The organism is Bacillus sp. AFS001701 (assembly GCF_002559405.1).
In the GTDB taxonomy this organism is placed as follows: Bacteria; Bacillota; Bacilli; order Bacillales; family Bacillaceae_G; genus Gottfriedia.
In genome coordinates, this window is sequence record NZ_NTZO01000148.1 from 1 (window position 1) to 7028 (window position 7028).

At 32.9% G+C, this 7028-nt stretch carries 8 protein-coding genes; all 8 read right to left on the reverse strand.

Annotation, left to right across the window (positions count from 1 at the left end; genetic code table 11):
* The coding region (gene aroB, locus CN514_RS11755) for a 3-dehydroquinate synthase (RefSeq protein ID WP_098232744.1) at positions 1-1076 on the reverse strand (1076 nt) is incomplete at its 3' end.
* A complete protein-coding gene (gene aroC / locus CN514_RS11760; protein WP_098232745.1) occupies positions 1076-2245 on the reverse strand; it encodes a chorismate synthase in 1170 nt (389 codons plus the stop codon). The genes aroB and aroC, both read right to left, overlap by 1 nt.
* Before the next feature lie 247 nt (positions 2246-2492).
* Positions 2493-2939 (reverse strand): nucleoside-diphosphate kinase, encoded by a 447-nt coding sequence (gene ndk / locus CN514_RS11765; RefSeq protein ID WP_025671395.1) that lies wholly within the window; start codon positions 2937-2939, stop codon positions 2493-2495.
* Between the two features lie 226 nt (positions 2940-3165).
* A complete protein-coding gene (gene hepT / locus CN514_RS11770) occupies positions 3166-4128 on the reverse strand; it encodes a heptaprenyl diphosphate synthase component II (RefSeq protein WP_098232746.1) in 963 nt (320 codons plus the stop codon).
* 44 nt (positions 4129-4172) lie between these two features.
* Entirely contained in the window at positions 4173-4883 is a 711-nt protein-coding gene (locus CN514_RS11775) for a demethylmenaquinone methyltransferase (RefSeq protein ID WP_056466685.1), read from the reverse strand.
* A gap of 41 nt (positions 4884-4924) precedes the next feature.
* Entirely contained in the window at positions 4925-5596 is a 672-nt protein-coding gene (locus tag CN514_RS11780) for a heptaprenyl diphosphate synthase component 1 (RefSeq protein ID WP_176525882.1), read from the reverse strand.
* 175 nt (positions 5597-5771) lie between these two features.
* Positions 5772-6344 (reverse strand): GTP cyclohydrolase I FolE, encoded by a 573-nt coding sequence (gene folE / locus CN514_RS11785; protein WP_088010688.1) that lies wholly within the window; start codon positions 6342-6344, stop codon positions 5772-5774.
* Positions 6345-6597: 253 nt separating this feature from the next.
* Positions 6598-6870: an HU family DNA-binding protein gene (locus CN514_RS11790; protein ID WP_056466694.1), complete on the reverse strand. Its 273-nt coding sequence runs from the start codon at positions 6868-6870 to the stop codon at positions 6598-6600.
* Positions 6871-7028: the final 158 nt, after the last annotated feature.

Consider the following 7028-nt stretch of genomic DNA (forward strand, 5'->3'; position numbering starts at 1 on the left):
ATTTGTTTTAAAAAACGATCTAAATTTTCTTTTATAAAGTCTTCCTCTAATTCACAAATCACTGGATTTCCAAAACTTTTTAAGATTATATATTTTATTTTCAAATCGATATTTTTCTTATCTTGTCTCATTAGATTTATAATTGGTTCTAATTCTAAATTTGAATAAACAGGATAGTTCAATCGATTATACCAATTTAATAACTCATTAAATTTTAAGTCAACCTTAAAGAACTGTTCACTTAAATAGATTGAAAATAAAGTTCCAAATGCAATTGCTTCACCATGAGTTGTTTTAGCATAACCTAAATAAGCTTCAATTGCATGCCCAAGTGTATGGCCTAAGTTTAAAAATGCTCTTTCACCAGTTTCTCTTTCGTCCTTAGATACAATTTCATTTTTTACACTTATTCCCATTGTCACACATTTTTCAACTAACTCATCATCTAACTCTTCAAGTGAAAGAATATGATCCATTAACCAATTCAAATTGTCGTTAGAAGAAATCATAGCTTCCTTACTAATTTCAGCAAAACCTGATCTCCATTCCTCTATTGGCAAAGTAGTTAAAAAGCTTAATTCATACAATACTAATTCCGGCTGATAAAATGCACCAACTATATTTTTAGCTTTTGGAAGGTTTATAGCTACTTTACCACCAATAGCACTATCGTGGGCTAGTAAAGTAGTAGGTAATTGGATAAAACGAATACCACGCATATAAGTAGCAGCAACAAATCCTGCTAAATCACCAACTACTCCCCCACCTAATGCAATTATTAAACTATTACGATCTAATTGGACATCAAAACAATAGGTTAAACAATTTTCGTATATTGCAAAACTCTTACTTTTTTCACCATGTGGAATGATAAAGTGTTCAACTTTATTTGTTTTACTACAATTTAGTAGTACTTCTTCTAAATAAAGTGGAGCAACTTGATCATCTGTAATGATTAGTATTTTGGAAACTTTAGGAACTAAGCTGTCCAACTTTGACTGCAGTTCACTCAATACTCCAAACCCTATACAAACATCATATTGTTTAGAGCTTGTATTTACAGTTATCACATTCATTAAAAATTCCTCGCATACTCACGGAAATCTTCAATATTACGTTTTAAACGCTCAAGTTGATCTGATTCAAATTGTTCAATAATTGCTTTTGCAACTTCCCAAGCAACAATATGCTCTGCTACGACACTTGCTGCAGGTACAGCACAGCTATCAGAACGTTCAATACTAGCTTCATAAACTTCCTTTGTTTCAATATCAACGCTCTTTAGCGGCTTGTAAAGCGTTGGGATAGGCTTCATTACTGCTCGAACGACAATTGGCATACCAGTTGTCATACCGCCCTCAAAACCCCCAGCACGGTTCGATAATCGATAGTAGCCTTGATCTTCTGAATATGCAATCTCATCATGAACTTCACTACCAGGTAGTGAGCCAGCTTCAAACCCGATGCCGAATTCTACACCTTTAAAGGCATTAATGCTTACGATTGCACCTGCAATTTTTGAGTCTAGCTTTCTGTCATAATGAACGTAGCTACCAACACCAGCTGGCATACCTTCAACAACAACTTCTACAATCCCACCAACGGAATCTCCTTTTTGTTTTGCATCATCAATTAATGATTTCATATTTTCTGTAGCTTCAGCGTCTATACATCTTACTTCTGAGTTTTCAGCTCTATTATGTAAGTCTTCTACATTTTTATAGTCAAGATTATTTGCTTTAACGCCTCCAATTTCAATAACATGGCTTGCAATTGTGATTCCTAGCTCACTCAACAATTTTTTTGCCACCGCTCCAGCTGCAACACGTACAGTCGTTTCACGAGCTGAAGATCGCTCTAAAACATTCCTTACATCTCTAAAACCATATTTTATAGCTCCATTTAAATCGGCATGCCCTGGTCGTGGTTTTGTAATGCTTCTTTTTCCTTCGTATTCTAAATTGTCCAAAGGTTCAGGACCCATAATATTAGTCCAATGTTTAAAGTCGTTATTTTCAACAACCAATGCGATAGGAGAGCCTAATGTATAACCATGTCGAACACCGCTAGTAATTTGAGCAGTATCCTTTTCTATTTGCATTCTTCGCCCTCTTCCATATCCACCTTGACGTCTACGAAGTTCAACATTTATTTCTTCTGCTAAAATTGGTAAGCCTGCTGGAACGCCTTCAATAATTGTAGTTAATTGTGGACCATGTGATTCACCAGCTGTTAAATAACGCATTTCAACACCTTCTCTTTAAGTAAGTTTAAAATTATTAGTTACTACTATACCACAACCTATTCTGAAATTAACATAAAAAAAGAACCATAATTTGGCTCTTTTTTTGATTTTTTGCAAAAAAATGAAATATCCCATACGAAAAAAGTAATTTCCTGCGCATATTTTTGTCAAAACTTAGGCACATGATCACTATTTCAAATAAAAAAAGTCAGCACCTATGCTGACTTCCTTGTGTAAAACTATTTTATTAGTATACCCACTCTTTAATAAGCTTAGAGTATTCAACTAATTCATTTTGATTGAAGAAAATTCCGATTTCACGTTCTGCACTAGCAGGTGAATCTGAACCATGAATAATGTTTTTACCTACAGTTGCAGCATACTCACCACGGATTGTTCCTGGTGCTGAATCTTTTGGGTTTGTTGCTCCCATCATTTGACGAGCGGTAGCGATTACATTTTCGCCTTCCCAAACCATAGCGAATACTGGGCTTGAAGTGATGAAGTCTACTAATTCACCAAAGAAAGGACGTTCTTTGTGCTCAGCATAGTGAGTTTCAGCTTGTTCTTTACTCACTTGCATTAATTTAGCTCCAACTAATTGGAAACCTTTTTTTTCGAAACGTGAAACGATTTCACCAATTAAGTTACGTTGTACACCATCAGGTTTTACCATTAAATAAGTTCTTTCCATTATGCTCTACCTCACTTGATTTCAATTATGTATAAACAACACAGTTAGAATAGTAACATCAATTTATAAAATTATCAATAGTTTAAAATCTTGTTATATTGTAAAAATTGAAATCGCTTCCAGATAATTGATTAACTTTACTAAATATAACTGAATAACAGGAATTTTATACGTATCTAAAAAGCCAAAAGAGGCAGTTGTAAATGCACTAGCATTTTCCCCGCCTCTAGTTTTTTCGATTTCCAATATTTTTAGCAATTAATATTAACATTTCCTTTGCTTCACTATTAGGAAGGCTATTGATACTATTTAAAGATTTTTGTAAATATGCTTCACTAACTTTTCTTGCTGCTTTAATATATGTACTTTTACGAATTTGATTGATAAGAGGTTTTACAATTTCCGGATCGATTCCTTCATAAACAGATTCTATTTTCTCTTTAAGAGTTAAATCATTCATCGCAAACAAGACAGGTAGTGTAATATTACCTTGAATTAAGTCGCTACCTGATGGTTTCCCTAATTCCTTCTCAGAAGCCGTAAAATCAAGAATATCGTCCATTATTTGAAAGGACATACCTAAATAGTATCCGTAATCTTTTAAACACTTTTGAAAAGCTGGAGAGGCTCCTGATGCAATTGCACCAATTTCACAACTCGCTGAAATTAAAAGTGCAGTTTTTCGTTTAATTCTTCTTAAATAACATTTTAAATTTTGGTCAAAATTATATTTATCTTTTATTTGTTCAATCTCACCTAAACAAATCTCTAAAATAGTCTCAGATAATTTTTGATGGGCCAATGGGATTTCGATTTCTGACATACATTCCAATGCTTTTGCAAATAAAAAATCCCCTGCATACATAGCAACACGATCATTGTAAGTTGAATTGATTGTCGGTTTACCTCTTCGTAAACTAGCTTCATCAATTACATCATCATGAACTAAAGATGCCATATGTATGATTTCCAAAGTAGCTGCTACATTTTTAATCGATTGAAGGTTATATTGTCCAAATTTAGCACTAAGCAATACAAAAACTGGTCTAATTCTTTTCCCACCAGATTCAAGCAACTGTATAGATGCATTTTTCAAAATTGGTTGTGAAGAATTGACTACTTTATGAAGCGTGCTTTCAATCTCATTAATGTCCTTTTTTAAATAAGAATATTTCCATTTAACCTTCATTCCGTTCACCTTACTATTCATCCCATTTTCTCGCTTTTTTGTAACTAGCTTTTTGGTTTAACACCTAAATGCATTGCTGCTACACCAAAAGTATAAGGTTTAATTTTTATTTTTTCTAACCCTGCTTTTTTGAAAAGATTTGCAAGTTCATTCATTCCTGGAAACGTGCTTGCACTTTCTTGTAACCAAGAATATTCTTTAAAGCTTTTAGCAAATATTTTCCCAAAAATCGGCATGATGTATTTAAAATACGCTTTATACACATGTCTAATACCAAATGCAGTCGGTTGTGATGTTTCTAAACACACAACAATACCTCCAGGCTTAACGACTCTAGTCATTTCCTTCAACACTTGATAATAATCTGGAACATTTCTTAAACCAAATCCAATTGTAACAACATCAAAATAGTTGTCCTCAAATGGTAACTCCATCGCATTTCCATGAATTAACTTTACTTGGTCTAAATGCATATTTTTAACTTTTTCTTCACCGATAGATAGCATATTTTTACTAAAGTCTAATCCTACTACTTCTCCATCTTTTCCAACTGTATTTGCAAGTGCAATTGTCCATTCACCAGTACCACAGCATACATCAAGCGCTTTCATACCTTTTTGAACATTCATAATTTTCATAGTTTGTTTGCGCCAAGCAATATGTCGTCTAAAACTAATAATACCATTCATTGTATCATATTTATTGTAAATCTTTTCAAACACGTCATGTACGCGTTCTTCTTTTGATTGAGTCATATAAACCCCCACTAAACTAATTACGATTACTTCTATGTAGATTAATTTTGTAATTGTATTATTTTTGATAATTCTTCTTTTGTTTTAGCTAAATCAACAATCCCGATTATTCTTTGAAATTGCGAAATAAAATCAGAGCAGTTTTCAACTGATAATTGTTCGAATTCTTTTTTCAGTCTTGACATTAAACATTCTTGCTCAATATGCTTTATTGATTCTTCAGCTGATATAAATTTTGCAAAATGTACAAGTATAGTTGATTCGATTACAGTTATACAGTTGAAAAGATCTTCTATTGAATTAAATTGTTCGTGAACTAGATTGATCTTCTCTTCATTCATTTCTTTAACAGCATATGAAAGTTCTCGTATTAATCCAATTTCCCCAGTTTTAGATAGAGCATCGTAATATAGTCCACTATATAAGTCCCCTTCTAAAACGGTTAATTGTTTCTTTTCACGATCCATTGGTGTACCTTCAAATGTGGATACCTTTTCATGTGTATCTAATGCAATTTGATGAATCATCAAGGCTTTACAGTAATGTACAATTTTATCACTCGTAAAATTGTGTTCTTTTAATAAATTTATTAATAAAGTAACCTTTACATCATCAATGGTCGGTGCCTGAAGATGTTGATTTAAATATGGGTGTCTAATCGTATGTAAGATTTGAGAGATTACTTCATTTTTTAACTCGTGAATACTATTCATTATTTCCATCCATTCCATTTATAACTGATTTTTTCATTATACCATAAGTATTTTAGATGGTATAAGTTGATTTCTCAATCAACTTGCATTATTTATAAATGAATATTTTAAAAAAAGCAGGACTCCCGGCTTTTTAGACTGCCTATCAAACGCCCTGCTTTTTAATTAATTACTTCTATTTAGTTGAATGAATCATTGCAAGAATTTCATTTCTTCCTTGCACATCTTCTTTAAGTGAGCCACGCACAGCAGTTGTAACAGTTTTTGAACCTGGTTTTCTTACTCCACGCATAGACATACACATATGTTCAGCTTCTACAACTACCATTGCTCCGTGTGGTTGCAGTACGTCCATAATTGCATCAACTACAGAGGCAGTAATACGCTCTTGTAATTGAGGTCTTTTAGCTACTGTTTCTACAGTACGTGCTAATTTACTTAAACCAGTTACTCTACCATTTCTAGGTATGTACGCTACATGTGCAACTCCGTAAAAAGGTAATAGATGATGCTCGCACATTGAATGGAATGGAATATCTTTAACAAGAACTAATTCTTCATGATCTTCACCAAATACTTTATGTAAATGAGCTTTTTCATCTTGGCGCATACCAGAGAATACTTCAGCATACATTTTCGCAACTCGTTTTGGCGTTTCGTAAATTCCTTCTCTATTTGGATCATCACCGATAGCTTCGAGAATTAGACGAACCGCTTGTTCAATTTTTTCTAAATTAACTTCATTCATTAATTGATCCCCCATGCTAAAAAAAATTCTAATATTCACTATCAGATTCGTTTTATTTTAACATAATTCTTTTTTTATAGGCAAAAAAAAGAAGGATACTTTCTTTTTCCTTTCTTTTTGACCACCTAAACTCAAGCCTTTCTTTGTCCAAAATTAATTATTGGTCCCAAAAACATAAGACTTTTTGGACTTTTTTAGCAAAAAAAGAAGGATGCTTTTTTTAGCATCCTTCTTTTTCGCTTAAATTATGTAATTATTTTACTGCATCCTTAAGCGCTTTACCAGGTTTGAAAGCTGGAACTTTACTAGCTGCGATTTCGATTTCCTCGCCAGTTTGTGGATTACGTCCTTTACGAGCTGCACGCTCACGAACTTCAAAGTTACCAAATCCGATTAATTGTACTTTATCCCCGTTTTGTAACGCACCAAGAATTGATTCGAATACAGCGTCTACTGCTAAAGTAGCTTGTTTTTTAGTTAATTCACCAGCTTCAGCAACTGCATTGATTAAATCTGTTTTGTTCATGTCTTTCACCTCCTCCCAAAATTTTAGATGTTTCTTAATTTCATTTGTGACCAAAATTTTAAATTTTATACAACAAATTCCAATTAATTTCTTTGTCATGCCTTATATTATACGATTCTACGGCTTTTTTCAATATGTTTTATAAGAAAATGTTGGAA

What these genes read in the sequence shown, in the direction of transcription:
- aroC (WP_098232745.1), bottom strand. Translation starts at nt 2,245, where the DNA reads ATGCGTTATTTAACAGCTGGTGAATCACATGGTCCACAATTAACTACA.
- ndk (WP_025671395.1), bottom strand. Translation starts at nt 2,939, where the DNA reads ATGGAAAGAACTTATTTAATGGTAAAACCTGATGGTGTACAACGTAAC.
- hepT (WP_098232746.1), bottom strand. Translation starts at nt 4,128, where the DNA reads ATGAAGGTTAAATGGAAATATTCTTATTTAAAAAAGGACATTAATGAG.
- CN514_RS11775 (WP_056466685.1), bottom strand. Translation starts at nt 4,883, where the DNA reads ATGACTCAATCAAAAGAAGAACGCGTACATGACGTGTTTGAAAAGATT.
- CN514_RS11780 (WP_176525882.1), bottom strand. Translation starts at nt 5,596, where the DNA reads ATGAATAGTATTCACGAGTTAAAAAATGAAGTAATCTCTCAAATCTTA.
- folE (WP_088010688.1), bottom strand. Translation starts at nt 6,344, where the DNA reads ATGAATGAAGTTAATTTAGAAAAAATTGAACAAGCGGTTCGTCTAATT.
- CN514_RS11790 (WP_056466694.1), bottom strand. Translation starts at nt 6,870, where the DNA reads ATGAACAAAACAGATTTAATCAATGCAGTTGCTGAAGCTGGTGAATTA.